Here is a 24876-nt window from a genome sequence, read left to right as displayed (position 1 = left end):
TGGTGGTTTTTGTTGTGTGGATTTATTACGTGTGCTGTTAGTTCCTCCCCGGCTCTTGTCCCGTACGACGACGTACGGGACAAGAGCCGGGCCCTCTTGTTTACAGCGACAGCGTCGGGTAGTCCGTGTAGCCCGTCGCGTCTCCGCCGTAGAACGTGGCCGGGTCCCCCTCGTTGAAGGGGCCGCCGGACTTCAGGCGGGCCGGCAGGTCGGGGTTGGCGAGGAAGAGCCGGGCGAAGGCGATGATGTCGGCCGTGCCGTCCTCGATGAGGGCGAGCTCGTCCGGTCCGGTGGGCGCTTCGGTGGCCGGGTTGAGGATCAGGACGCCGGAGAACTGCTTGCGCAGCCGCAGCGTCAGCTCGCGCTGCCCGGGTGTCTCCGCGATGTGCAGGTAGGCGAGGCCGACCGGCTCCAGCGCCTGGACGAGCGCGGTGTACGTGGGCTCCGGGTCCGGCTCGCTGATGTCGTTGAAGGGGTTTCCGGGCGAGACGCGCAGCCCGGTGCGGTGCGCGCCGATCGCCTCGGCGACGGCCTTGGTGACCTCGACGGCGAACCGGATGCGGTTCTCGTCGGAGCCGCCCCACTCGTCCTCGCGGAGGTTCGAGCCGGGCGCGAGGAACTGGTGGACGAGGTAGCCGTTGGCGCCGTGCAGCTCCACGCCGTCGAAACCGGCCTCGATCGCGCTGCGTGCCGCGGCAGCGAAGTCCTCGATGGTCTCCAGGATCTCCTGGTGGGTCAGCTCGCGCGGAGTGACGAAGTCCTTGGGGCCCTCGGCCGTGTAGACCTGCCCCTGCGCGGGCACCGGCGAGGCGCCGACGGGGTGGAGGTCGGCGGGCAGCAGTACCGGGTGGCCGATGCGGCCGGTGTGCATCAGCTGCGCGAAGATCTTGCCGCCCGCGGCGTGCACGGCGTCGGTGACCCCGCGCCAGGCGGCCACCTGGTCCTCGTGGTGCAGGCCCGGGGTGGCGGGGTATCCCTGGCCGACGTGGGACGGCTGTATGCCCTCCGTGACGATCAGACCGGCGGAGGCGCGCTGGGCGTAGTACTCGGCCGTGAGCTCGGTGGGAAGGGCCCCTTCGCCGGCCCGGCTGCGGGTCATCGGCGCCATGGCGATGCGATTGGCGAGCGACGTGCCGGACAGGTCGATCGGGTCGTAGGCGGTGGTCACGACAGCTCCTGGAGATGATTTATGTGGTCGGCCAATTACTTGAGCAGGGGGCCACCGTAACCCATTCCTTGGCCGACCAAGGTAATCTCGTGGAAAAGGACGTCAGCGAGACCAGCAGCCGGAGTCTCAGCGAGAACCAGGAAGCATCGGCGGGAACCGGGAGTCGAGATGAGCGCCACCCAAGGGGCCACGGCCAAGCAGTCCGACCCCGGCTGTACCGAGCGTCTGCCCTCGGCCGCGCGCGGCGGCCCGGTCAGCCACGCCATCGGCCGGCTCTCCCGGCTGCACCGCGCCGCCGCCGGCAAGCTGCTGCGCGGGGCCGGGCTCTACCCCGGGCAGGAGTTCCTGATGATGCACCTGTGGGACCGGGGCGCGGTGCGCCAGTCGGAGCTGATCAAGGCCGTCGACCTCGACCCGTCCACGGTCACGAAGATGCTCCAGCGCCTCGAACACGCCGGACACGTGAGCCGCAGCCCGGACCCGAAGGACGGACGTGCGGTGCTCGTCGAGGCCACGGACAAGAGCTGCGGGCTGCTCGAAGAGGTCACGCGCGCCTGGAACGAACTGGAGGAGCACACCCTCGCCGGCCTGAGCACGGCCGAGCGCGCACAACTGGCCGGACTCCTCTCCAGGGTCGAGGCGAACCTGTGCACGGAGACCGGGGACTGCCCGCCGCCCCAGGACACGTAAGCGTTGCCCCAGGACACGTAGACGTTGCAGCCGGGCCCGCGTCGCAGCCGGGCCCGCGCTACAGCCAGGCCAGCGACGCCGCCCGCTCCAGTACGTTTCGTACGGCGTCCTCGTCGCCCGCCGCGCCCCTCGGCACCTCGTCGGGCGCGTACCGTCCGCCCACGAGCAGGCAGAAGTCCACGGCGTCCAGGACGAGTTCGGCCCGCACCGGTTCGTCCTCCGAGCCGAGCACCCACTGGACGTCGCCCACGGCACCCGTCACCGTGAACAGCACCGGAGCCGCCGTCAGCCCCAGCGCCATGCCCAGGATGCGGACCGCGAGGCGCACCAGCTGCCACAGGTGGGTGTCGGGGGGCGGTGGCACGGCGAAGCCCAGCGCGCGGCCGATGTCGTCCGTGTGGATCCACGCCTCGAAGCCGCGCACCACGAAGTGGTCGGCGACGGGCAGCCGTACGCCCATCAACGTCGTGGCCAGTGCCGCGCGTTCGGGGTCCCGGGCCTCGGCCGTGGCCAGCAGCGCGGTGGCCTGCGCGGACCAGGCCGCCACCGTCTCCTCGGGCGTACGCGTCCGCTCGTACGCGATCACGTCGGCGGTCCGCGCCTCCCAGGCCGCCTCCCACACCGCTCCCTCCGTGATCCGCGAGGGCGCCGCGTGTGCCTCCAGACCGAGGCGCCGGGCCAGTTGCTCGTCGGCGGCGATCAGATGGCCGACGGTGTCCCGGACGTCCCAGTCGTGCACGACGGGGGTGTTCCACCGTCCGGAACCGTCCACCTCCCGCAGCAGCGCCCGGAGTCCGGCCACCGCGGCCGCGTAGGGTGCCGCGTGCTCGGCGACGCGCGGCACCGCGGGCCGGGCCCGCAGGGCGACGGCCAGCACACCGTCCGCCCCCGCGGCACCGGTGCCCGTCGACGAACCCGTCGCGCCGTTGCCCCCGGCCGCTCCAGGCGGCCCGCCCAGCAGCCGTACCGTCTCCCGGAGCCGCTCCGCCTCCGCCGCGCAGCTCTCGCACTCGGCCAGATGCAGCGGCACCGCCTTCTCGTCCGCCGGCTGGAGCGCCCCGAAGGCCCAGGCGGCCAGCAGCTCGCGCATACCGTCGTGGTCGTGGTCGTCGGTCACCGGACGCCTCCTTCCCCTGTTGCCATCATGCGCCTCTTTCCCACACCGGGTCCGGTGGGTCGGCCGGGTCCGCCGGGTCCGCCAGAGATGCCGCCAGTTTGCGCAGGGCGGAGCGCAGGCGGGTCTTGGCGGTGCCTTCCGGGATGCCGAGTTCGACGGCGGCCTGGCGGTAGGTGCGGCCCGCGAAGTACGCGAGATGGACCACCTCCCGCTGGGTCCTGGGCAGCTCGGCGAGGGCGGAGTGCAGCAGGAGCGCGCGTTCACGGTCGACGACCGCCTCGTCGGGGCCTGGCCCGGCGTCGGGGATGGCGTGCAGCGCGGAGTCGTCGGCGTGGGCGTCCTTGCGGTGCCTGGCCTCGCTGCGCACCCAGTCCACGGCCCGCCGGTGGGCGAGCATGGACAGCCAGGTACGCAGTGAACCCCGGCGCGCGTCGAACGCGTACGGCCTGCTCCACAGCTGGGCGAAGACCTCCTGCGCCACGTCCTCGGCGGCCACCGGGCTGCGGGTGACCCGGACGGCCACCCGCCGGACGAGCCCGCCGTACGCCGCGTACACCTCGGCCAGCGCGGACTCGTCGCCGTACACCAGCCGCCGATGCAGCTCCGCGTCGGCGGGCGGTCGCTCGGACGTGTGGACAGTCGGCTCCACCGGCACCACCACCTCGTGCTGCCCTTCCTAGCGCCCTCGGGGGCCCTCGCGCCAGTGGATCGGCCGGACTCGATCCACCGGTCCCGCCGGACGCGGGGTCGCGGGTCAGCCGGAAAGGACGTCGAGCAGCCGGTCCACGTCCGCGGTCGTGTTGTAGAGGTGGAACGCGGCCCTCAAGTTGCCCGCGCGGTCCGAGACCTCGATGCCCGCACGGCTCAGTTCCGGCTGCCGGTGGCCGAGTCCCGGCACCGACACGATCGGGGCGCCGGGGGCGGGCAGCGGGGCCGCGCCGAGTGAGTCGAGACCGGCCCGGAAACGGTCGGCGAGGGCCAGGTCATGGGCCTGTACGGCCTCGACACCGAGCTCCTCGATCAGTGCGAGGGAGTGCCGGGCGCCCACGTACGAGAACAGGCTGGGGCTTACGTCGAACCGCCGTGCGGAGTGGGCGAATTCCTTGACCGGGCCGTAATCGGAGTCCCCGGGGTGCTCTCCCGCCACCCAGCCCGCGAAGACCGGGGTGAGCCCGCCCAGGTCCTCCGGGACGACGAGGAAAGTCACGCCCCGCGGGGAGACGAGCCACTTGAAGGCGACGGACGCCACGTAGTCGTACGCGTCCGCGTCCAGCGGCAGCCAGCCGACGGCCTGGGACGCGTCGACATACGTACGGGCCCCGTGCGTCCGCGCGGCCTCGCTGATGGCGGGCAGGTCGGCGACCCGGCCGTCGGCGGGCTGCACGGCGCTCACCGCGACGAGTGCCGTGCCGGGACGCACCGACTCGGCCACCCGCGCCAGCGGGACGGTGCGCACCTTGAGGTCCTCGCGGACGTGGAAGGCAGTCACCACGGAGCTGAAGTCGGCCTCGGCGGTGAGGACTTCGGCACCCGCGGGCAGCGAGGCGGCGATCAGGCCGGTGTAGACGGCGACCGAGGCCCCGGCCGCGACACGGCGGTCCGGGACCCCGGTGAGACGTGCGAAGGAGGCGCGGGCCGCCTGCACGTCCGCGAACATGTCCAAGGGTTGCCCCGCCGCCACGGATTCGACGGCGGCCCGGATGGCGTCCACCGTGCGGGCCGGGAGCAGCCCGGTGCTCGCGGTGTTCAGATAGGTGCTCTTCGGGCCGAACTCGGTACGGACGAGGCGCTTGAAGGTCTCCATGGGACCACTCTGCGGCCCGGTGAAGTCACCGTCCATTACGAATTCTGCGTGAAACCCCTAAGGGACCCTTATGCATGCCCGCTGACCTGTGCCAATGCCCGCGAGCCGTCTGCGCCCTCTGCGCCCTCTGCGCCCTCTGCGCTCGCTGTGCACTCTGCGGACTGGTCCCGCCGCGTCACTGCTGCGGCACCGCGCAGCCGTCCGGGCCGCACGCGTCCGCGTCGTTCTCCTGGATCAGCTTCAGCGGCGAGTGGCTGCCCCACGCCTGCTCCAGGGCCTGCGCGAAGACCTCGGCGGGCTGGGCGCCGGAGACGCCGTACTTGCGGTCGAGGACGAAGAACGGCACGCCGTTCGCGCCCAGTTCCTTGGCCTCGCGCTCGTCGGCGCGCACCTCGTCGGCGTACGCGGCCGGGTCGGCGAGCACCTTGCGGGTCTCGTCCGCGTCGAGTCCGGCCGCGACGGCCAGCTCCACGAGCCGCTCGTCGTCGTTGAAGACGGACCGCTCCTCGGCGAAGTTCGCCTTGTAGAGCAGGGCGATCAGCTCGTCCTGCCTGTCCTGCCCCTTGGCGAAGTGGAGGAGGCGGTGCATGTCGAAGGTGTTGCCGTTGTCGCGGTCCCGGGTGCGGTACGCCAGGCCCTCGGCGGCGGCCTGCGCGCCCAGGTTCTCCTCACCGGCCTGCGCCTGCGCCGCACTCATGCCGTACTTCTTGGTCAGCAGCTGGATGACGGGCTGGGTCTCGCCCTTGGCAGCGGTGGGGTCGAGCTCGAAGGAGCGGTGCACCACCTCGATGTCGTCGCGGTGCGGGAAGGCGTCGAGCGCCTTCTCGAAGCGGGCCTTGCCCACGTAGCACCAAGGGCAGGCGATGTCGCTCCAGATCTCGACGCGCATGTCTTCGGCTCTCTCCACTCGTCGGGTACGGAGACATCCTCCGCTCACTGCGTGAACCTTCAAACGCATGGGTTCATTCCCCGCGGGCGCGTCCTCGACGGCGACGGTCAGGCGTCGGGCCGGGATGGCGCTCCGGTCTGAAATACCTGGCAGATCAGGGACAGGAGCGCTACGCTCCCCGCGATGACGACTCACTCTGTTACCAGATTGGGGGCCCCGTCCGCGCAAGGTGAGTGCTGATGCTCACTGAGACCGCGTCCGGGGATTCCCGGCTTTCCCGCTGGCTGCGCGTGCGAGAGTTCGCCGTGCCGCCGTCCATGATCGAGACTGCGACCGCCCGCCGTCGTGCCGGCGACTGGGCGGGGGCGTGCGCCGCCGCAGGGATCGACGTCGATCTCAACCTCCGTTCCCTGGCGCTCACCCACGGCCGGGAACTCGCGGCCCGGGTCCGGGCCGATCTCCGCCGACTGGCTCCCGACCTGTTGCGCTGGCACATGCCGAGGATCGCTCCCGACGGGCTGCTGCGCCCAGGCCTGACCATCGCTCTGGCGCGGTACGACACCGACACCGGAATCGACGCCGACACCGACGCCGCGGGGCGTGACAGCGCGCGACCGGTGCACCTCGTGGCCCGGACAGCGCCGGCCTGGGCGGATGCCGGTCAGCGGATCAGCCTCGCGCTGTGGGACGGACCCGGCTCCGAGGCCGGCGCCTCCCGTCATCCGCACCCCCGCCCCAACCAGCGGTTCCGCCTCGACCTGCACCGGCACCTGTGGGACGCGCGCAGGACCGATGAGCTGCGGATCAGGGCCGGTGCCGATCGGCTGCTCGCCGACGGCCGCCCCACGATGAACCCCGAGCAGCTGGACCCGGAGCAGCTGGACCCCGAGCTGCTGGGGATGCTGCCGCAGGGGCACCGCTGCGCCGTCGACCGGTGGGCGGCCGAGGCGGGGATTCTCCTGCACGCCGAAGGGCGGTCCACCGGTACCGTCACCGTGCGCCTCGGGGCCCGGCAGCGGCTGACCCTGGACCTGGTCGCGGACAGGCACGACGGGGCGCCGCCCGCACTGCGGATCGCCGCGGCGCCCACCGAGGGCGGTGCCCGCGCACTGCCCGTCCTGCCCGACGCGGCGACCTGGGTGCCGCCCGATCTGGAACTGATCCGCGCCGGTCTGATCGAGGCCGATCGGCTGCACCCGCTCGTCGCCTCGGCACTCGTACCGGACCATTCGCCGACCGGTCCGTCGCGGGTCCCGGACCGGGCAGGACAACCGCGCCTCGTCGAGTGCCGGGGCGCCGAGCACCGGATCGGCCTGGTCGACGGAGTACTGGTCCCCCTCGACCACGAGCCCGGCGAGATCCGCCGGGAGGAACTGCTGGCCGCACTGACCGGTACGCCGCTTCCCTGTCTGCGGGCGATCGACGACGCCCACCGTCGTCCGGACTGCCTCACCGGTGTCCGCGAACGCCTGGACCACGGCGACACGGCCGGTGCGCTGGCCGTCGTCGAGGGCCTGCTGGGCCCCGACGCGCTGCTGCGCGCGGGCGCTCTGCGGGACGAACTGGAGACCGCGGCGCGGCGGCGCATCACCTACGGGCTGTACCGGTCAGGCCTGATCGGGCCCGGCCCCGACCGCCTCCCCCCGGGCCCCAGCCGCCCCCCTGAGCACCGCTCGCACCCGCGCCACACCACCTCTCGCTGAGCCGGGCCTCTCGCCGAGCCGGGCAGAGGGCCTCCGCCGGCCTCCGTCCCGCCCGCGCCCACTCGGCCGACCACGAACCCACACGAACCCAAAGGTGATCACACATGTCCACACGCACCCCGTCCGCTGCCACCGACGCCCCGTCCGACCCGGCCCACGCCTCCCAACTCGACGTCGCAGACGCGCTGTTGACCCTGCTGCGTGACACCGGCACCGAACCGCGCCCCGACACACAACTGGAGGCACTGACGCTGGCCGTCGCCGCCGACCTGCCCGTGCTTCTGTGGGGCGAGCCGGGCATCGGCAAGACCGCGGCCCTGACGCAACTGGCCGCCACCCTCGACCTTCCACTGACCACGGTGATCGCCAGCGTGCACGAACCGTCCGACTTCTCCGGCCTGCCCGTCGTCGGAGACGATCCCGCGGAACAGGGCATCCCGATGGCCCCGCCGGACTGGGCCGTGCGACTGGTACGGGCCGGCAAGGGCCTGCTCTTCCTGGACGAGCTGTCCACCGCGCCACCGGCCGTCCAGGCAGCCCTGCTCCGCCTCGTTCTGGAACGGCGGATCGGCGCCCTGCGACTGCCGCCCGGCGTACGGATCGTGGCCGCCGCCAATCCCCGGTCCTCGGCGGCCGACGGCTGGGAGCTGAGCCCGCCCCTGGCCAACCGCTTCGTCCATCTCCAGTGGACCCACGACCACGATGTCGTCGTACGCGGCCTCGGCGGGACCTGGCCCCTGGCGACGCTGCCCCGGCTCGACCCGGAGAAGCTGCCCGAAGCCGTGGCCTTCGCCCGCCGCGCGGTGTGCGGGCTGCTCGCCGCCCGACCCAAGCTCGTACACCAGCTGCCCGGCAACGAAACGCGCCGGGGCGGCCCCTGGCCGTCCCCCCGGAGCTGGGAGATGACACTGAGCCTGATCGCCTTCGCGACCGCGGCGGGCTCATCGAGGGACGTACTCTCCCTGCTGGTCAGAGCCACCGTGGGGGACGGTCCGGGACTGGAGCTGCTGGCAAGCCTGGACCGGATGGACCTCCCGGACCCCGAACTGCTGCTCGCCGACCCCACGGGCGTCCCCCTGCCCGACCGGGGGGACCTGCGCCAGGCCGTACTCGACGGTGTGGTGGACGCGGTCCGCAGGCGTCCGGAGAAATCCCGCTGGGACGCGGCGTGGACGCTCCTGGCCCGCGCGCTGGAAACCGGAGCCCCGGATCTGGTGGTCGTCCCCGCCACCACCCTCGCCACCCTGCGCCAGGAGGACTGGGACGTGCCGGCGACGATCGAGGGGCTCGCCGGAGTCGTGACGCTGTCCCGGCGTGCGGACCACGCGGCGGCCCGGGTCGCGGCGAAGGCGGGCCGATGACCCCGGACGCGCCGGGGGCCCTGGACCTCGACAAGCTCTTCGCCGCCCGACTGCACGCCGCCCGGGTCCGGCCCTACCTGGCGACGGCCCTGTTCGCCCTGCACACCGTCGAGTCGCGGCGGGTGCCGACGATGGCCGTCGACCGGTACTGGCGGTGCTACGTCTCGCCCGCGTTCGTGGACCGCATGCCGGTGGAGGAACTGGCCGGGGTCTGGGTGCACGAGGTGTCGCACCTGCTGCGCGACCACCACGGGCGCAGCGACCGGGTCGCGCGGGAGCGCGGGCTGACCGGCCCGGGGGAGCGGCTGCGGATGAACATCGCCGCGGACTGCGAGATCAACGACGACGTGTACGGCGAAGGGCTGGTCCGGCCCGAAGGCGCTGTCCTGCCCGCGTCCCTGAGGCTGTCCCCGGGCGAGCTCATGGAGGACTACCTGCGCCAGTTCCGGCTCGGGGCGCTCACGCAGAAGCTGACCTGGCTGGACTGCGGCAGTGGCGCCGACGGGCTGGAACGGGAGTGGGAGCTGGGGCCCGACGGTGCGCACGGCCTCAGCGAGCAGGAACAGGACGCGGTCCGGTTCCGGGTGGCGCAGGGCATCACCGGCCGTCCGGGGAGCGCCGCGAAGAGCTGGCAGCGGTGGGCGGAGGAGGCGTTCCATCCGCCGCAGCCGTGGCGGGAGCTGCTGGGAGCGGCGGTCCGTTCGGCGGCCTCCGGTTCGGGCGCGGGCGAGGACTACACCTACGGCCGGCCGTCGCGGCGCTCGGCCGGGCTGCCGGGAATCGTCCTGCCGAGCCTGCGGCGCAGGCCGCCCCGGGTCTCCGTGGTCATCGACACGTCCGGCTCGGTCAGTGACACCGAACTGGGCAGCGCGCTCCTGGAGGTCACCGCGATCTCCCGTGCCGTGGGCGGCCGTCGCGACCTGGTCACCGTGCTGCCGTGCGACGCGGCGGCCAGGGTCGTGCACCCGCTGTGCCGTGGTGAGGGCATACCGCTGATGGGCGGCGGGGGCACGGATCTGCGCACGGGCTTCGCCAGAGCGCTCCGGGCGCAGCCCCGCCCCGATGTCATCGTGGTCCTGACCGACGGCCAGACACCCTGGCCGGCCACGCGACCGCCCTGCCGGACGGTGGTGGGCCTGTTTCCCCGCCGGCATACGGCCCCCTCGTGGGACGAGGACGAGGACGCGGACGAGAACGATCCCGACTACGTTCCGGACTCACCGCCCGCGTGGGCCCGAGTGGTCGACATCGGATGACAGGTGACAGGTGACAGGTGACAGGTGACAGGTGACAGGTGACAGGGGGGCAGGTGGCATCGGGCCGGATGGCTTTCCGGCCGGGTGATCTCCTGCCCGGCCCAGGTCTCAGCGTCAGGTCTCAACCCCAGGTCTCAGCCCCAGATCTCCGTCACCGTGCGGTGCGCCGCCGCCAGGTCCGCGGACAGGCCCGACTCGGCCAGCGCCGCGCCCAGGGCGGCCAGGCAGGCGTGGACGGCGCCGGGTGTCGCGTCGGGGCCGTAGTGGTTCACCCGGATCATCTCCTTGGCCAGGGTGCCGCCGCCCGCCGCCAGGGGGACGCCGGGGTCGGCGGCCAGGGCCTTGGCGACCAGCTCCGAGGCGTTGATCCCCGCGGGGGTACGCAGTGTGGTGGCGACCGGGGCCGCGTCCACGGCCTCGTACACATACGGTTCGAGCCCGCCGCCCAGCGCGAGCGCCCCCGCGCGGGTGGCGGCCGCCGCCGTCGCGTGGCGGGACATGACCGTTTCCGGGCCTGTCGCCTCGATGCGCTCCACGCATGCCTCCAGCGCCAGCATCTCCAGCTGCGCCGGAGCGTGCAGCAGGGTCTTGCGGCCGCCGTCGATCCAGCGCTCCTTCCAGTCCAGGAGCGAGAGGTAGGAGCGGCGCGGGGCGTGCGGGTTCGCGGCCATCCGGGTCCAGGCCCGCTCGCTCACGGACACCGCCGACACGCCCGCGGGCCCGCCCATCGCCTTCTGCGCCCCGATCACACACAGGTCCACACCCCACGCGTCCGGCAGCACCGGCTCCGCGCCGACCGAGGCCACCGCGTCCAGATAGAACAGCGCCCCGTGCTCCCGTACGACCGAGCCGATCTCCGCGACGGGATTGGTGTTGCCGGTGGCCGCCTCCGCGTGCACCAGGGACACGAAGTCGATCTCCGGGTGCTCGGCGAGCGCCTCGCCGATCTGCGCGGCCGTGACCGCCGTGTGGAACGGGACGGCCAGGTCGTACACCGTCGCGCCGCAGTCCCGCAGCCAGTCGCCGAACGTCTGCCCGTACGGACCGGTGATCACGTTGAGCGCCGTCGTGCCGGGACCGGCGGTCGCGCGAATGGCGCCCTCCAGCGGCAGCAGCGCCTCGCCCTGCATGATCACGACGTCCTGTTCGGTGGAGAGCAGCCGCGCCACGCGGTCCTCGATCGACGCGAAGTGCGCGGCGCTCAGCGGCGCCAGGTCCAGAAAGGGGTGGGTCACGACGGTGCTCTCTTCGCTCACGTGGGTACTGGGTCCGAGGGTAACCGGCGCCCCACGGGCACCTTCGACCGGAATGTTCTGAGGCCGGACGGCCCAGCGACCATGGGAATGATTTGAGTGAGTCAAACCCTTCCTTATAATCGGAAGCCTCAGTTCCCTCACAGGAGGTCCTCGTGAACTCGGTCCTCGGACGCCGGACCCGCATTCTGGCCGCCACCACCGCGACGGCCGGGCTGCTGCTCGTGGCCGGCTGCTCCTCGGACGACGACGGGGGGAAGACCACGACCGCGAACGGGGTCGAGCTGGTCAAGGGCGGACAGCTCACCACCTGCACGCACCTGCCGTACCCGCCGTTCCAGTCGGAGATCGGCGGCAAGGTGGAGGGCTTCGACGTGTCGCTGATCGACCTGGTCGCCAAGGACCTCGGGGTGAAGCAGGACATCCTCGACCAGCCCTTCGAGAACTTCAAGACGGGCGCGTCCCTCAACTCCGGCCAGTGCGACCTCGCCGCGGCCGGCATGACGATCACCGAGGAGCGCAAGAAGAACGTCGACTTCTCCGACCCGTACTTCGACGCCACCCAGGCCGTTCTGGCCGACAAGAAGAGCGGCATCGGCTCCTTCGCGGACCTCAAGGGCAAGAAGGTCGGCGCCCAGGCGCAGACGACCGGCGAGGAGTACGCGAAGGGCAAGGGCCTCGACCCGGTCTCCTTCGAGTCCTCCGACGCGGTCCTCAACGGCCTGCGCACCGGCCAGGTCGACGCCGTCGTCATCGACTACCCGGTCGTCCAGGGCTGGCTGAAGGACAAGGCCAACGCGGACGCCTTCACGGTCGCCGACAACATCAACACCGGTGAGCAGTACGGGTTCTCGGTGAAGAAGGGCAACACCAAGCTCGTCGAGGCCATCAACAAGGCCCTCACGGACGCCCGCGCCGACGGCACGTACAAGAAGCTGTACGAGAAGTGGATCGGCCCGTACGACGAGGATGCCGCGGGCGCCTCCTCCGCTTCACCGTCCGCCGCCTCATGACCGAGACGGACACTCAAGTACAGCCAGTCAAAAAGGGCCTGACCAGGCGTCAGAAGCGGGCCCTCTCGCGCGGCATCCAGTACGCGGTGGGCCTCGCGGCCGTGGTCGCGCTCGTCGCCACGGCCGACTGGGACCGGCTGCAGAACCAGTTCGCCCAGGCAGACCTGGCCAAGCGGCTGTTCCCGGACATCATCACGCTGGCGCTGAAGAACACCGTCCTCTACACGCTGTCCGGCTTCGTCTTCGGCCTCGCGCTCGGCATGGTCATCGCGCTGATGCGGCTGTCCCCGGTGGGCCCGTACCGCTGGCTGGCCGGCATCTACATCGAGATCTTCCGCGGGCTGCCCGCCCTGCTGATCTTCATCTTCGTGGGCGTCGCCGTCCCGCTGGCGTTCCCCGGCACGGAGATCCCCGGCGGCACGTACGGGAAGGTCGCCCTCGCGCTCGGCTTGGTGGCGGCCGCGTACATGGCGGAAACGATTCGCGCGGGCATCCAGGCCGTCCCCAAGGGGCAGATGGAGGCGGCCCGTTCGCTGGGCTTCTCACACGCCCGGGCGATGGTCTCGATCATCATCCCGCAGGCGTTCCGGATCGTGATCCCGCCGCTCACCAACGAGTTGGTCCTCCTCTTCAAGGACTCCTCGCTGGTGCTGTTCCTCGGTGTCACGCTGGAGGAACGCGAACTCGCCAAGTTCGGCCGCGACCTGGCCAGTGAGACCGCCAACTCGACGCCGATCCTGGTGGCGGGCCTGTGCTATCTGCTGGTCACCGTGCCGCTCGGCTTCGTCGTACGCCGACTTGAGAAGAAGGCCGGGGAGGCCACCAAGTGAGCAGTGCCAAGACCCCAGTCGGCGGCCCGGAGATCCAGGTCAGGGGGCTGCACAAGTCCTTCGGCGACAACGAGGTGCTGCGCGGCATCGACCTGGAGGTCGCCCACGGCGAGGTCGTCTGCGTCATCGGCCCGTCCGGCTCCGGCAAGTCCACGCTGCTGCGCTGTGTGAACCTCCTGGAGGAGCCCACCAAGGGCCAGGTCTTCGTCGGCGGCACCGAAGTCACCCATCCCGACGTGGACATCGACGCGGTGCGCCGCCGAATCGGCATGGTCTTCCAGCAGTTCAACCTCTTCCCGCACCTGACGGTGACCGAGAACCTCGCGCTGCCGCAGCGCCGGGTCCTCGGCCGCGACAAGACGGAGGCCGCGAAGGTGGCCGCCGACAACCTCCGGCGCGTGGGGCTCTCCGAGAAGGCGCAGGCGTATCCCTCCTCCCTCTCCGGCGGCCAGCAGCAACGGGTCGCCATCGCCCGCGCGCTCGCCATGGGCCCCGAGGTGATGCTCTTCGACGAGCCGACCTCGGCGCTCGACCCGGAGCTGGTCGGGGACGTCCTGGCGGTGATGCGCATGCTGGCGAACGAGGGCATGACGATGATGGTGGTGACCCACGAGATGACCTTCGCCCGCGAGGTCGCCGACCGGGTCGTCTTCATGGACGCCGGCGTGATCGTCGAGGACGGCCCGCCGGCCCAGGTCATCGGCAACCCCGCCCACGAACGCACCCGGCACTTCCTCTCCCGCCTCCTCGACCCGGCGATGGCGGAGGTGGAGGAGGAGATCTCGGACAAGGCGGGCGACAGCGACTGAGAGCCTGAGTCAGACCCCCCGTCGTCCGCGCAGCACCCGCCGCGCAGCGGCTGTCGGACGCAGCCGGTGCGTGCCGGGCGTCGGGGCGCAGGTGGGGGTTCAGACACAGGCTCTGCCCCTCGGCGCCTGCCGCCCCGACTCCGTACGCCCATGAACGTTTCGGATCGGACATACCCGCCTCTGTCGTTCAAGGCGCCGGTACCGTCATCATTCGGGGCATGACGACTGTCGACGACGCGGGCGGCTTCGGAGCCGGCACCGCGCTGCCCCTGCTGCCGGAGGACTGGGAACGCTGCCTGGCCGTGGCGGCGCACCCGGACGACATCGAGTACGGGACGGCGTCCGCCGTGGCCCGGTGGACGGCTCAGGGCAAGCGGATCACGTACCTGCTGGCCACGCGTGGCGAGGCGGGTATCGACGGGCTGCACCCGGATCGCGCGGGCCCGCTGCGCGAGGCCGAGGAGCGGGCCGGGGCCCGCGAAGTGGGCGTGGAGACGGTGGAGTTCCTCGACCACCGGGACGGGGCCGTCGAGTACGGGCCGGCCCTGCGCCGCGACATCGTGCGGGCCATCCGCCGGCACCGGCCCGAGGTCGTGGTGTCGGGCACGTACACCGTACGCATGGTCGGCGGAGTGACCAATCAGGCCGACCACCGCGCGGTGGGACTCGCCGCGCTCGACGCGGCGCGGGACGCGGGGAACCGGTGGATCTTCCCGGAACTCGCCGACGAGGGCCTCGAACCCTGGGGCGGGGTCCGCTTCGTGTGCTTCGCGGGCGCCGAGCGGCCCACCCACGGTGTGGATGTCTCGGGGGAGCCGCTGGAGCGGGGCATCGCCTCGCTGGAGGCCCACGCCGAGTACACCAAAGGGCTCGGGGCGCAGGGTTTCGAGCCCCGCCTCTTCCTGACCTGGGCGGCCCGGCAGGGCGGGCCCGCTCTCGGTGTCGAGGCCGCGGTCCTCTTCGACATGCACTGGATCGCCTTCGAGGGACCACCACCCTGGGAGCAGTGACGCCGCGGCTGGCTATCGTGCAGTCCATGAGCGATCACGCGGTGCTGCACGTGAAGGGACGGGTCCTGGCCGGACCCGACGACGTCCGCGACGAGCTGTGGGTCGTCGACGGCAGGATCACCTATGACCGTCCCGCCGGCGCCCGTGACATCCGTACGGCGAAGGGCTGGGCGCTGCCCGGACTCGTCGACGCGCACTGTCATGTGGGCCTCGACACCCACGGCCCGGTCAGCCAGGACGTCGCGGAGAAGCAGGCGCTGACGGACCGGGAGGCGGGCACGCTGCTGATCCGCGACGCGGGCTCGCCCTCCGACACCCGCTGGATCGACGACCGCGCCGACCTTCCGAAGATCATCCGGGCGGGCCGCCACATCGCGCGCACCCGCCGCTACATCCGTAACTTCGCCTGGGAGATCGAGCCGGAGGACCTCGTCGCGTACGTCGCCCAGGAGGCCCGGCGCGGCGACGGCTGGGTCAAGCTGGTCGGCGACTGGATCGACCGCGGGACCGGCGACCTGGGTGCCTGCTGGCCGCGCGACGCGATCGAGGCGGCGATTGCGGAGGCCCACCGCCTGGGCGCCCGCGTAACGGCCCACTGCTTCGCCGAGGACTCACTGCGCGACCTGGTGGAGTCGGGCATCGACTGCGTCGAGCACGCGACGGGCCTGACGGAGGAACTGATCCCCCTCTTCGCCTCGCGCGGCGTCGCGATCGTCCCGACCCTCGTCAACATCGCCACCTTTCCGCAGCTCGCGGCCGGTGGCGAGACCAAGTACCCCCGCTGGTCGGCCCACATGAGGCGGCTGCACGAACGCCGCTACGACACGGTCCGCTCCGCCTACGACGCCGGTATCCCGGTGTACGTCGGCACGGACGCGGGCGGCTCCCTGGCGCACGGGCTGGTGGCGGGGGAGGTGGCGGAACTGGTCACCGCCGGGATTCCCGCGGTGGAGGCGCTCTCGGCGACGACCTGGGGCGCCCGCAAGTGGCTCGGGCGACCCGGCCTCGACGAAGGCGCACCGGCGGACCTGGTGGTGTACGAGCGGGACCCCCGCACGGACGTACGTGTGCTGGGGGCCCCGCTGCGGGTGGTGCTGAACGGGCGGGTCGTCGGCTGAGGTCTCGACGGCGTCCCGTTGACAGAGCGTTACCATCCGCCACGCCGGGTCGTTGTGCACTCCACTTCATGCCCCGGGGTGTCAACCGGCGCGTTCGTACAAGGGCGGGCCTTCGGGTGACTCCGGTGAACATCCGTGTCATGAGGTTCGAAGATCTGCACGGAAACCCCACGTTGGAGTGAACTCCCGTCAGATTGCTGACTGTTCACTCTCCGTGCGTAATTCTGACCGGGTCCCGAGCTTGTCTCTTATGGGGGTCCCACCACCTTGAACACCCACAACTTCCGCATGCCCGCACGCCGTTTCGCCACCGTCGGAGCGGCCACCGCCCTGGCCGTCGGCCCCGCGGCCCTGGCCGGCGCGGGCTCCGCACACGCGACCCCCGACCAGGGCCGCGCGAGCGCCGTCGTGCTGCGCACCGGCCTCGACGTGTCCCTGCTCAACAAGACCGTGAACGTCCCGCTCGCGGTCTCCCTCAACCACGTCGAGGCACCACAGAGCGCCGAAAAGACCGCGCTGAGCGCCCGGTTGGACGGCGTCGACGACGGAAAGCCGTTCAGCGTGCTGCGCGCGGACATCGCCGACGCGAAGGCGACGGTGTCCGCCAGAAAGGCCGAGGCCTACACGAACCTCGCCCACGCGAAGCTCCATGTCCCCGGACTGCCGCTGCTGTCCCTCGTCGAGGTCGACCAGGTCACCTCAAAAGCGACCTGCGAGACCGGCAAGAAGCCGGTCGCCTCCTCGAACCTGCTGGGATCGGTGACGGCCCTCGGCAAGAAGGTGACCCTGACGGCGGGCGGCCCGACCGAGGTGACGGTGCCAGGCGTCGGCACCGTACGGCTGGACCTCTCGAAGACGGCGACCACCTCCCGCACGGCCGCCGCCACCGCCCTCGAACTCAAGGTCTCCATCAACCCGTTGAAGCTGAACGTGGCCGAGGTCGAGGGAACCCTGACCCTGGCCGAGGCCACCTGCGAGACCCCCGCAGCGCCCCCCACCAAACCAGCGGCAGAGGTAAAACCACAGGGAGAGCCCGCCCAAGAAGCCAACCTGGCCGACACAGGCGGCAGTTCAACAACCCCCTACGTGGCAGCCGGTGCAGCAGCCCTACTGGTCGTGGGTGCCGGAGCAGTAACACTGGCCCGCCGTAGGCGAAACTGACCATTCGTCACCCAAGCCCCCACAACACGCACTCGGCTCTCCGGCGTGAGGGGTCGTGTCGGGGTGTCCGATCGCCGCGGCAACATGCCTGAGGCTGAATATCCCAGAGCGGCGATCGGATACCCCGTCGCGGCACCGCCCCACCCACACACCCAGGGGCGCGAGGAACTGCGCGACCAGCCCCCACCCACCCCGCAGACAAACACCCCCAGCCCCACCAACCCGCACCCACCAACCGCCTAACCACCAGAGGTCAACGCCTGATCCAACGCCTGAAGAAAACGATTGACCGTCGCCCGATCCCGCACAGCCACCCGCAACCACCCCTCGTCCAGCCCAGGAAACGTATCCCCACGCCGCACCGCGAACCCCAACCGCCGCAACCGATCCCGCACCCCCACCGCCCCGGAGACCCGCACCAGAACGAACGACCCCTCGGCCGGCTCCGCGACATACACACCGTCGGACGCGAACTCCCGGAGCCCCGCCACCAGATGGCCCCGGTCGACGGCGACACGACGAGCCGCCTCAGCCTGCTCTCCCAGGGCCCGCGGAGTCATACAGGCCTCCGCGGCAGCCAGCGCCGGCGAGGAAACCGGCCACAACGGCTGAGCCCGCTCAAGATCAGCGACCACCCCCGCGGACGCGAGCACGTACCCGATCCGCAACCCCGCAAGACCCCACGTCTTCGTAAGGCTGCGCAGCACCACGAGCCCCGGCACATCGGTACGCCCGGCAAGCGCCTCCCGCTCACCCGGCACCGCGTCCATGAACGCCTCGTCGACGACCAACGTCCGCCAGGGCCGGGCGAGTTCGGCGATCCGACCGGCCGGATGGAGAACGGACGTGGGGTTGGTCGGGTTGCCGATCACCACCAGGTCCGCGTCCTCGGGAACGGCCGCCGGGTCGAGCCGGAAACCGTCCTCCGCCCGCAGCAGCACCCGGTCCACGGAGTGCCCCGCGTCCCGCAGCGCCGCCTCCGGCTCGGTGAACTGCGGGTGCACGACGACGGGCCTGCGGACCTTCAGGGCGCGCGCGAGCAGCACGAAGGCCTCGGCAGCCCCCGCCGTGAGCAGCACCCGCTCCACGGGCAGCCCGTGCCGCGCCGCCACCGCGGCCCGCGCGGCCCGCCCGTCCGGGTATGCGGCAAGCCCGCCCAGCGACTCGGCGATGTGCGCACGCAGCCAGTCCGGGGGAGTACCCGCACGGACGTTCACCGCGAGATCGACGAGCGCCGAACCGTCGTCGCGCACTTCGGTGTCACCGTGATGGCGAAGATCATGCGCCGCCACCCGACCGCCGACACCGTGCCCGCCGATGCCCTGCCCGCCGACACCGTGCCCGCCGGCGCCCTCAGTGTGCATGGGAGGGCGCATGACCGCTGTGATGGTGATGCCCGTGCTGGTGACCGTCGTGACTGTCGTGCCCGTCGTGATGGTGACCGTCGTCGTCCGGGTGGAAGTGCGGCTGCTGCGGCAGCCCCACCTTGTCCTCGAAGCCGGGCAGCGCGATGCGGTAGACGCAGGAGTCGCAGTTCATCCGCAGATCGCCCTCGACCGCCTCCCGGTAGCGCTCCATGACCAGGTCGAGCAGTTCCGGTTCCGGACCGATGACGTCGGCGGACCGCACCTCGACCTCGGGATGCGCCGCCGCCCACCCCTCGGTCTGCTGCCGCACCCGGTCCGGGAGGATCCCGGTGAACAGGAAGTAGGGGAGCACCACGATCCGCCGCGCACCGAGCATCACACAGCGGTCCAGGCCCGACGGCACGTCCGGCGCGGCCAGCGACACGAACGCCGTCTCCACGCCCGCGTAACCGCGCCCCTCCCACAGCAGCCGCGCCGCCTTGTGCACCTCCGCGTTGGCGTCCGGGTCGGTCGAGCCGCGCCCGACGAGCAGCACGGTGACGTCGGCCCGGTCCGCGGGCGTACGCGCGCCGCCGCCGAGCGCCTCGTCGAGCCGCCGCTCAAGCACGGCGAGCAGCGCCGGATGCGGGCCGAGCGGACGCCCGTACGTGTACGAGATCCCCGCGTGCCGTTCCTTCTCGCGGGCCAGCGCGGCCGGAATGTCGCCCTTGGCGTGCCCGGCGGACACCAGCATCAGCGGCACGGCGGCGAACCGCCGCACCCCCCGCTCGACCAGCTCGGTCACGGCGTCGCCGAGCGGCGGCGGGGACAACTCGATGAAGCCGCCCGCGACGGGCAGTTCGGGGTTGCGGCGCCCCAACTCCCGTACGAAGTCGCGGAAGGCCTCGGCGCCGGCGTCGTCCCGGGTGCCGTGGCCGGCGATGAGGAGGGCGGGAGGCGGGGTGGTCACGATTTCTCCTTGGACTTGGACGGGGACTCGGACGGGGACTTGGACGGGGACTCGGACGGCGAGACAGGGTGATACAGCAGAGCGTTGAGCGCGGCCGCGGCGACCGCCGAACCGCCCTTCTCGGACACATTGCTGACGGCGGGCAGCCCGCTCTCGCGGAGCGCGGCCTTGGACTCCGCCGCGCCGACGAAGCCGACGGGCAGACCGATGACGAGCGCCGGAGCGGCGTCCAGCGCGAGGAGCTCTTCGAGCGCGGTCGGAGCGCAGCCGATCACCCAGAGCGCGCCGGGCCCCACCTGCTCGTACGCGAGCCGGACCGCGTGCGCCGAACGGGTCAGCCCCGGCCCGGACCTGGCGTCCTTCAGCCGGCACACGGTCGCGCGGCGCGTGATGCCCGCCGCGACCATCTCCACGTCCACGACGACGGGCGCCCCGTCGTGCAGCGCCCGGTGCGCCTTCGCCAGCACACCCTCGTCGGTCACGAGGTCCGTCGCGTACTCCAGGTCGGCGGCGGAGTGGATCACCCGCTCCACGACCGCCCGGGTCAGCGGCGGGAAGTGCGAGGTGTCCAGGCGGGCCCGCAGCCGCCGGAAGGACTCCTGCTCGATGGGGTGCACGACCCGGGTCTCCGGGAACACCCGGCTCACGTGAGCTTGGCTCGCCTGAGCTCGGCTCACTTCGGCTCGGCTCATTTGGCCTCCTCCTGCCAGCGGTAGCCGCGCGGCGTCACCATGCGCCCGGCGATCTCACGGGTCGCCGTGTTGCCCACGGTCACCACCGTCATCATGTCCACGATCGCCGGATCGAGTCCGGAGAGGGTGGTGAGGCGGCTGGATTCGTCCGGTCGCGAGGCGTTGCGTACGACTCCCACGGGCGTCGTCGGCTCCCGGTGCCCGGCGAGGATCGTGAGCGCCTTCGGGAGCTGCCAGTCCCGGCCCCGGCTGCGCGGGTTGTAGAAGGTGACCACGATGTCGGCCTCGGCCGCCGCGCGCACCCGGCGCTCGATGACCTCCCACGGCGTGTGCAGGTCGGAGAGGCTGATCGACACGTGGTCGTGGCCGAGCGGCGCCCCCAGGATCGCCCCGGCCGCGAGTGCGGCCGTCACCCCCGGCACGCCGACCACGTCGATGTCGTCGGACGCCTCCGCGAGCGCCGGCGACGCCATCGCGTACACGCCCGCGTCGCCGCTCCCGATCAGCGCGACGGCCTGACCGAGCCGGGCCTCGGCCACGGCGGTCCGGGCCCGCTCCTCCTCGGCCCCGAGCCCCGACTCCAGGACCCGGGTGCCCGGGCGGAGCAGGTCGCGGATCTGGTCGACGTACTGGTCGAGCCCGACGAGCACGGAGGCCCGGCGCAGCTCGTCCTTCGCGCGCGGTGTCAGCAGGTCCCGGGCGCCGGGCCCGAGCCCGACCACCGCGAGCCGCCCGCGCGCCGCCCGCCGGACGACCGCACAGGTCGCCATCGCGGGCCGCGCGGCCGACTTGCGCTTGGGGACGAGGAGTTCACCCCCGCGGACGAGTGCCGCGGCCTCCGCCACCGAAGGGGTACCGACGGCGGCCAGCGGCGCGTCCGAGGGGTTCGGCACGTCGACCTTCGCCAACTCCTCGGCGCTGTACGTGACCACGGGCACCCCGAGCCGCTCGGCCGCCCCGAGAATGCCGGGCTCACCGGCCTTGGCGTCAACGGTGGCGAGCTCGGCGACGGACTTCGCGGACAGCCCGGCATCCCGCAGAGCGTCCTCGACGAGCCCGAGCACCTCGTCGACCGGAGCACCCTTGGAGGCGCCGACCCCGACGACGAGGGACGGCGGCCGGAGGACGACTTGGCGCTCGGCGCTCTCAACAACCCGATCGGTGACGCGAATCGAATACTCGCCACCCGACGCGACGACCCGGAGCGGAGGCAGCGGCCAGGCCAACTCCGCCCGCAACCCGACCTGTTCGCCGTCCAGCATGGCTCGCGACACCCCGGCCACATCCCCCTCGACGGGGAACCCAAATGTGTCGAGACCCGGCACCCCGACGGAGTCGGTGGCCGTCGTCACGACCGGCTCGGCGCCCAGCAACTCGCCCACCTCCCGGGCGAGTTCGTTGGCACCGCCGCCATGCCCCCCGACCAGGGACACCGCGAACCGCCCGCCCTCGTCGACGCACACCACCCCGGGATCGGACGCCTTGTCGACGAGCAGCGGCGCGACGAGCCGCACCACGGCCCCCGTCGCGAGGAAGCACACGAGCTGCTCACACTCGGCGAAGGCCCGCCGCACGGCGTCCCCCACCGGCCCCTCGTACACACGGGTACGGCCCGGCCACGCCGAGGCCACCCGCTCACAGCCCGCCGAACCGGCGGCCGTCGCGGAAATCAGGCCGATCACTGTGCGACTCCTTCACTACGCGCCGGAGGCCGGACGCCCCACAGCAGAAAGACGGGATTGGTCGCCGCGAGCCGGGTGACATCTCCGGGCAGCGGCGCGAGCCGGGACGACTGCAGCAGTACGCCGTCGCAGTCGAGCCCGGCCGCGACGAGCGCGCCCCGCACAGCCGGAACCCGGTCGAGCGCGGCCATCGCCACGACCACCGACCGCCGGGCCCGCCGCGCGCAGGCGGTCACGATCGCGGGCAGCTCGCGGCCGCCCCCGCCGATGAACACGGCGTCGGGATCGGGAAGATCGGACAGCACGGTCGGCGCGGCACCGTGCACGACGCTCACGTCGACCCCGTGCGCGGCGGCGTTGGCGCGCACGCGCTCCACCCCGTCCAGGGTCTTCTCCACGGCGGTCACGGCGGCCCCGAGCCGCGCGCACTCCACGGCGACCGATCCTGAACCGGCGCCGACGTCCCAGACGTGTTCCCCGAGCCGCGGTCCGAGCCTGGCCAGCGCGAGCGCCCGCACCTCGAACTTGGTGATCATCGAGTCGCGGTGCGTGAAATCACCCTCGGCCAGGGCCCATTGAGCGGGCCCGGGTGGCGGCCCGGCGACGGTGCGCACGGGGGAGAGGACTCGTGCCTCGTCCAGGCACAGCACGACACTGACGGCCGGTCCCCAGTCGCGGGCGGCGGCCTCGGCGGGCGTGACCCGCTCGACCCGCTCACCCCCCGCACCCTCGCCCTCCGCACCCTCCTCGTCCGAGCCCTCCTCGCCCGAGCCCAGAGCCGAAGCCACCACCAGAACCCGCTCACTCGACCGCAGCGCGGCCCCCAACTCGGCGGGCCCGGAGCCGGGACCGGTCAGCACCGCCACCTTCGGGTGCGCCCGGCAGACGTTCACGGCGGTTCGCAGGTCACGCCCGTGCGCGCTCACCACCACCGCGTCGTCCCACGTCAGCCCGAGCCGCGCGAAGGCGGTGGCGACGGAGGAGACCCCCGGATGGACGGTCAGCCGATCGGACCCGAAGCGCTCGGCGAGCGCCCGCACGATCCCGAAGAACCCGGGGTCCCCGGAGGCCAGTACGACGACCGGTCGGCGCTCGTCGGGCTTCTCCGGCTCCAGTTTCTCCAGGAACCGCTCGATCGCGTCGAGGGCGGGGGCGAGCGGCCCGAGGACGATCCGCGCCGCCGTGTCCGGCAGCGCGGCGGCCGCCAGATGCCGCCGGGCCCCCACGACGAGTCCCGCCCCGGCCAAGGCGGCCTCGGCGTCCGGCGGAAGGGGCGCCCCCGTACCCGTACCGATGACGGTGATCACGTGGTCGCGCCCGTCGCATCCACCGCGTCCGTCGCGCCCCGCGTCCGCAGCGCCCTGCGGGCCTCCGGGTCGGCCTTGCGGAAGCCGTGGAAGTGGCCCGGGTGGTAGAGGTGCGAGCGCGTGCCGTGCGCGTCGAGGGCCGGGCCGACCAGGAACAGCGTGTGCTTCCAGAGCTTGTGCTCCTTGACGGTCTCCTCCAGCGTGCCGATCGTGCACTTCACGATCAGCTCCTCCGGCCAGGTCGCCTGATACGCGACCACGACGGGGGTGGAGGTCGGATAACCGCCCTCCAGCAGCTCCCGTACGAGCTGCCCGCTGCGGGCGGCCGACAGGAAGAGCGCCATGGTGGTCCCGTGCCGCGCGAACTCCCGTACTTCCTCCCCCGGTGGCATCGGCGTCTTGCCGCCGCCGAGCCGGGTGAGGATCACGGACTGGGCGACCTCGGGGATGGTCAGCTCGCGCTGGGCAAGCGCGGCGACGGCGGAGAAGGAGGAGACACCCGGCACGATCTCGGTGTCGATGCCGATCTCCGCGCACCGGTCGACCTGCTCCTGCGTACCGCCCCAGAGAGCGGGGTCGCCGGAGTGGATACGGGCCACCCGCAGCCCGTCCAGGGCGGCCCGCTCGTACACGGCGACGACGTCCTCCAGGGACATCGTCGCCGAGTCCAGGATCTCCGCACCCGCACGCGCGTGCTCGAGAACCTCCGCCTGCACCAGGCTGGCCGCCCAGATCACGACGTCGGCCTCGGCGATGGCGCGCGCGGCACGGAACGTCAGCAGGTCGGCGGCACCGGGACCGGCCCCGACGAAGGTCACCTTGCCGGTGGGGGCATCGGCCATGGGATGGGGTCCTCTCCTACGAGACATCAGCGCACGTACTCCGCCGGCCGCGGGGACGCGGGTATGGGCGTGGGGCGTGCGCGAAAGGGGGGTTGATCGGATAGCAAGGGCATATGGCGGTGTTCGTCGCGCTCGGCGCGTTCCTCATGACGCTGGCCGGCGGCTGGACGGCGCAACGCGTCACCGACCGCCGCCACCTCGTACTCGGCCTGGCCGGCGGTCTGATGCTGGGTGTGGTCGGCCTGGACCTGCTGCCGGAGGCACTCGACGCGGCGGGCGACGAGATCTTCGGCGTACCGGCCGCACTGCTCCTGTTCGTGGCCGGCTTCCTGCTGGCCCACCTGGTGGAACGCCTGCTGGCGGTCCGGCAGGCGGCGCACGGCGCCGAGGAGCACAACGGCCGGACGCCCCAGGTGGGCCTGACCGCGGCCGCCGCGATGGTCGGTCACAGTGCCATGGACGGCGTGGCGATCGGCGCGGCCTTCCAGGTCGGCGGCGGCATGGGAACCGCCGTGGCGCTCGCCGTGATCGCCCACGACTTCGCGGACGGCTTCAACACGTACACGATCACGACCCTGTACGGGAACGCCCGCCGCAAGGCCCTGCTGATGCTGTTCGCGGACGCCGTGGCACCGGTGGCGGGCGCCGCCTCGACGCTGCTCGTCACCATCCCGGAGCACCTGCTCGGCGGCTATCTCGGCTTCTTCGGCGGCGCGCTCGTCTACCTCGCCGCCGCCGAGATCCTCCCCGAGGCGCACCACGAGCACCCCGCCCGCTCCACCCTGCTGTGCACGATCGCCGGAGCGGCCTTCATCTGGCTGGTGGTGGGCATCGCGGAGTGAGACGACACATATG

At 72.3% G+C, this 24876-nt stretch carries 23 protein-coding genes; 11 read left to right on the top strand and 12 right to left on the bottom strand.

Going from position 1 to position 24876, the window contains the following annotated elements:
- Window positions 1-100: 100 nt before the first annotated feature.
- Entirely contained in the window at window positions 101-1168 is a 1068-nt protein-coding gene (locus tag AB0I18_RS29340) for an alkene reductase (protein WP_363108610.1), read from the bottom strand.
- Between the two features lie 168 nt (window positions 1169-1336).
- Here AB0I18_RS29340 and AB0I18_RS29335 point away from each other — a divergent pair, with 168 nt between their 5' ends.
- Entirely contained in the window at window positions 1337-1858 is a 522-nt protein-coding gene (locus AB0I18_RS29335; RefSeq protein ID WP_363108609.1) for a MarR family winged helix-turn-helix transcriptional regulator, read from the top strand.
- 58 nt (window positions 1859-1916) lie between these two features.
- Here the strand turns inward: AB0I18_RS29335 and AB0I18_RS29330 are convergent, their stop codons facing one another.
- The 4 genes from AB0I18_RS29330 to AB0I18_RS29315 all read right to left on the bottom strand — a co-directional run bounded on the left by AB0I18_RS29330 (window position 1917) and on the right by AB0I18_RS29315 (window position 5668).
- A complete protein-coding gene (locus tag AB0I18_RS29330; protein ID WP_363108615.1) occupies window positions 1917-2948 on the bottom strand; it encodes a maleylpyruvate isomerase family mycothiol-dependent enzyme in 1032 nt (343 codons plus the stop codon).
- Window positions 2949-3000: 52 nt separating this feature from the next.
- Complete coding sequence (locus tag AB0I18_RS29325) at window positions 3001-3636, bottom strand: sigma-70 family RNA polymerase sigma factor (protein WP_363108608.1); 636 nt, start codon at window positions 3634-3636, stop codon at window positions 3001-3003.
- A gap of 93 nt (window positions 3637-3729) precedes the next feature.
- Window positions 3730-4815 (bottom strand): aminotransferase class V-fold PLP-dependent enzyme, encoded by a 1086-nt coding sequence (locus tag AB0I18_RS29320; RefSeq protein WP_363108607.1) that lies wholly within the window; start codon window positions 4813-4815, stop codon window positions 3730-3732.
- Window positions 4816-4954: 139 nt separating this feature from the next.
- Complete coding sequence (locus AB0I18_RS29315) at window positions 4955-5668, bottom strand: DsbA family oxidoreductase (RefSeq protein ID WP_363108606.1); 714 nt, start codon at window positions 5666-5668, stop codon at window positions 4955-4957.
- Between the two features lie 239 nt (window positions 5669-5907).
- Here AB0I18_RS29315 and AB0I18_RS29310 point away from each other — a divergent pair, with 239 nt between their 5' ends.
- From AB0I18_RS29310 to AB0I18_RS29300, 3 genes are all read left to right on the top strand, one after another.
- A complete protein-coding gene (locus AB0I18_RS29310; RefSeq protein ID WP_363108605.1) occupies window positions 5908-7371 on the top strand; it encodes a hypothetical protein in 1464 nt (487 codons plus the stop codon).
- Window positions 7372-7475: 104 nt separating this feature from the next.
- Complete coding sequence (locus AB0I18_RS29305; protein WP_363108604.1) at window positions 7476-8732, top strand: MoxR family ATPase; 1257 nt, start codon at window positions 7476-7478, stop codon at window positions 8730-8732.
- Complete coding sequence (locus AB0I18_RS29300; RefSeq protein WP_363108603.1) at window positions 8729-9988, top strand: VWA-like domain-containing protein; 1260 nt, start codon at window positions 8729-8731, stop codon at window positions 9986-9988. The genes AB0I18_RS29305 and AB0I18_RS29300 overlap by 4 nt, the downstream gene beginning before the upstream one ends.
- A 134-nt stretch (window positions 9989-10122) precedes the next feature.
- Here AB0I18_RS29300 and AB0I18_RS29295 read toward each other — a convergent pair whose 3' ends face one another.
- Window positions 10123-11223: an aminotransferase class V-fold PLP-dependent enzyme gene (locus tag AB0I18_RS29295; protein ID WP_363108614.1), complete on the bottom strand. Its 1101-nt coding sequence runs from the start codon at window positions 11221-11223 to the stop codon at window positions 10123-10125.
- Between the two features lie 173 nt (window positions 11224-11396).
- Between AB0I18_RS29295 and AB0I18_RS29290 the strand changes: the two genes are divergently transcribed.
- The 6 genes from AB0I18_RS29290 to AB0I18_RS29265 all read left to right on the top strand — a co-directional run bounded on the left by AB0I18_RS29290 (window position 11397) and on the right by AB0I18_RS29265 (window position 17182).
- Window positions 11397-12254: a basic amino acid ABC transporter substrate-binding protein gene (locus AB0I18_RS29290; protein ID WP_363108602.1), complete on the top strand. Its 858-nt coding sequence runs from the start codon at window positions 11397-11399 to the stop codon at window positions 12252-12254.
- On the top strand, window positions 12251-13084 hold the full coding sequence (locus AB0I18_RS29285; protein WP_363108601.1) for an amino acid ABC transporter permease: 834 nt from the start codon (window positions 12251-12253) through the stop codon (window positions 13082-13084). Before AB0I18_RS29290 ends, AB0I18_RS29285 begins: the two co-directional genes overlap by 4 nt.
- Window positions 13081-13893: an amino acid ABC transporter ATP-binding protein gene (locus AB0I18_RS29280; protein ID WP_363108600.1), complete on the top strand. Its 813-nt coding sequence runs from the start codon at window positions 13081-13083 to the stop codon at window positions 13891-13893. The genes AB0I18_RS29285 and AB0I18_RS29280 overlap by 4 nt, the downstream gene beginning before the upstream one ends.
- A gap of 218 nt (window positions 13894-14111) precedes the next feature.
- Window positions 14112-14903: a PIG-L deacetylase family protein gene (locus tag AB0I18_RS29275; RefSeq protein ID WP_363108599.1), complete on the top strand. Its 792-nt coding sequence runs from the start codon at window positions 14112-14114 to the stop codon at window positions 14901-14903.
- A 26-nt stretch (window positions 14904-14929) separates the two neighbouring features.
- Window positions 14930-16021, top strand: a complete 1092-nt coding sequence (locus AB0I18_RS29270) for an amidohydrolase family protein (RefSeq protein WP_363108598.1) — start codon at window positions 14930-14932, stop codon at window positions 16019-16021.
- A gap of 267 nt (window positions 16022-16288) precedes the next feature.
- Entirely contained in the window at window positions 16289-17182 is an 894-nt protein-coding gene (locus AB0I18_RS29265) for an SCO1860 family LAETG-anchored protein (protein ID WP_363108597.1), read from the top strand.
- A 239-nt stretch (window positions 17183-17421) separates the two neighbouring features.
- On the opposite strand, the gene cobC is transcribed toward AB0I18_RS29265, so the two are convergent.
- From cobC to cobM, 6 genes are read right to left on the bottom strand one after another with little or no spacing between them, the layout of a single operon-like run.
- Window positions 17422-18546 (bottom strand): Rv2231c family pyridoxal phosphate-dependent protein CobC, encoded by a 1125-nt coding sequence (gene cobC, locus AB0I18_RS29260; protein WP_363108596.1) that lies wholly within the window; start codon window positions 18544-18546, stop codon window positions 17422-17424.
- The gene (locus tag AB0I18_RS29255; protein ID WP_363108595.1) at window positions 18536-19498 is read right to left on the bottom strand and encodes a sirohydrochlorin chelatase; all 963 of its coding nucleotides are present in this window, start codon (window positions 19496-19498) and stop codon (window positions 18536-18538) included. The genes cobC and AB0I18_RS29255 overlap by 11 nt, the downstream gene beginning before the upstream one ends.
- Window positions 19495-20190 carry a precorrin-8X methylmutase gene (locus AB0I18_RS29250; RefSeq protein ID WP_363108594.1) on the bottom strand — a complete coding sequence of 232 codons (696 nt, stop codon included), beginning with the start codon at window positions 20188-20190 and terminating at the stop codon, window positions 19495-19497. The genes AB0I18_RS29255 and AB0I18_RS29250 overlap by 4 nt, the downstream gene beginning before the upstream one ends.
- Window positions 20187-21872: a precorrin-3B C(17)-methyltransferase gene (gene cobJ / locus AB0I18_RS29245; protein ID WP_363108593.1), complete on the bottom strand. Its 1686-nt coding sequence runs from the start codon at window positions 21870-21872 to the stop codon at window positions 20187-20189. The genes AB0I18_RS29250 and cobJ overlap by 4 nt, the downstream gene beginning before the upstream one ends.
- A complete protein-coding gene (cbiE, locus tag AB0I18_RS29240; RefSeq protein WP_363108592.1) occupies window positions 21869-23179 on the bottom strand; it encodes a precorrin-6y C5,15-methyltransferase (decarboxylating) subunit CbiE in 1311 nt (436 codons plus the stop codon). The genes cobJ and cbiE overlap by 4 nt, the downstream gene beginning before the upstream one ends.
- The gene (gene cobM, locus AB0I18_RS29235; RefSeq protein WP_363108591.1) at window positions 23176-24021 is read right to left on the bottom strand and encodes a precorrin-4 C(11)-methyltransferase; all 846 of its coding nucleotides are present in this window, start codon (window positions 24019-24021) and stop codon (window positions 23176-23178) included. The genes cbiE and cobM overlap by 4 nt, the downstream gene beginning before the upstream one ends.
- A gap of 113 nt (window positions 24022-24134) precedes the next feature.
- Between cobM and AB0I18_RS29230 the strand changes: the two genes are divergently transcribed.
- Window positions 24135-24863 (top strand): ZIP family metal transporter, encoded by a 729-nt coding sequence (locus tag AB0I18_RS29230; protein WP_363108590.1) that lies wholly within the window; start codon window positions 24135-24137, stop codon window positions 24861-24863.
- Window positions 24864-24876 lie beyond the last annotated feature (13 nt).

It is taken from the genome of Streptomyces sp. NPDC050704 (assembly GCF_040654355.1).
GTDB lineage: Bacteria > Actinomycetota > Actinomycetes > Streptomycetales > Streptomycetaceae > Streptomyces.
Note: the sequence above shows the minus strand (reverse complement) of the source record. Positions and strands in the feature narration are given on the sequence as shown.

Bases quoted from the DNA above. Each gene is read 5' to 3' on its own strand.
- AB0I18_RS29335 (WP_363108609.1), top strand. From the start codon at position 1,337: ATGAGCGCCACCCAAGGGGCCACGGCCAAGCAGTCCGACCCCGGCTGT.
- AB0I18_RS29330 (WP_363108615.1), bottom strand. From the start codon at position 2,948: ATGCGCGAGCTGCTGGCCGCCTGGGCCTTCGGGGCGCTCCAGCCGGCG.
- AB0I18_RS29320 (WP_363108607.1), bottom strand. From the start codon at position 4,815: ATGGACGGTGACTTCACCGGGCCGCAGAGTGGTCCCATGGAGACCTTC.
- AB0I18_RS29315 (WP_363108606.1), bottom strand. From the start codon at position 5,668: ATGCGCGTCGAGATCTGGAGCGACATCGCCTGCCCTTGGTGCTACGTG.
- AB0I18_RS29310 (WP_363108605.1), top strand. From the start codon at position 5,908: ATGCTCACTGAGACCGCGTCCGGGGATTCCCGGCTTTCCCGCTGGCTG.
- AB0I18_RS29305 (WP_363108604.1), top strand. From the start codon at position 7,476: ATGTCCACACGCACCCCGTCCGCTGCCACCGACGCCCCGTCCGACCCG.
- AB0I18_RS29300 (WP_363108603.1), top strand. From the start codon at position 8,729: ATGACCCCGGACGCGCCGGGGGCCCTGGACCTCGACAAGCTCTTCGCC.
- AB0I18_RS29285 (WP_363108601.1), top strand. From the start codon at position 12,251: ATGACCGAGACGGACACTCAAGTACAGCCAGTCAAAAAGGGCCTGACC.
- AB0I18_RS29275 (WP_363108599.1), top strand. From the start codon at position 14,112: ATGACGACTGTCGACGACGCGGGCGGCTTCGGAGCCGGCACCGCGCTG.
- AB0I18_RS29270 (WP_363108598.1), top strand. From the start codon at position 14,930: ATGAGCGATCACGCGGTGCTGCACGTGAAGGGACGGGTCCTGGCCGGA.
- cobC (WP_363108596.1), bottom strand. From the start codon at position 18,546: ATGCACACTGAGGGCGCCGGCGGGCACGGTGTCGGCGGGCAGGGCATC.
- AB0I18_RS29250 (WP_363108594.1), bottom strand. From the start codon at position 20,190: ATGAGCCGAGCCGAAGTGAGCCGAGCTCAGGCGAGCCAAGCTCACGTG.
- cobM (WP_363108591.1), bottom strand. From the start codon at position 24,021: ATGGCCGATGCCCCCACCGGCAAGGTGACCTTCGTCGGGGCCGGTCCC.
- AB0I18_RS29230 (WP_363108590.1), top strand. From the start codon at position 24,135: ATGGCGGTGTTCGTCGCGCTCGGCGCGTTCCTCATGACGCTGGCCGGC.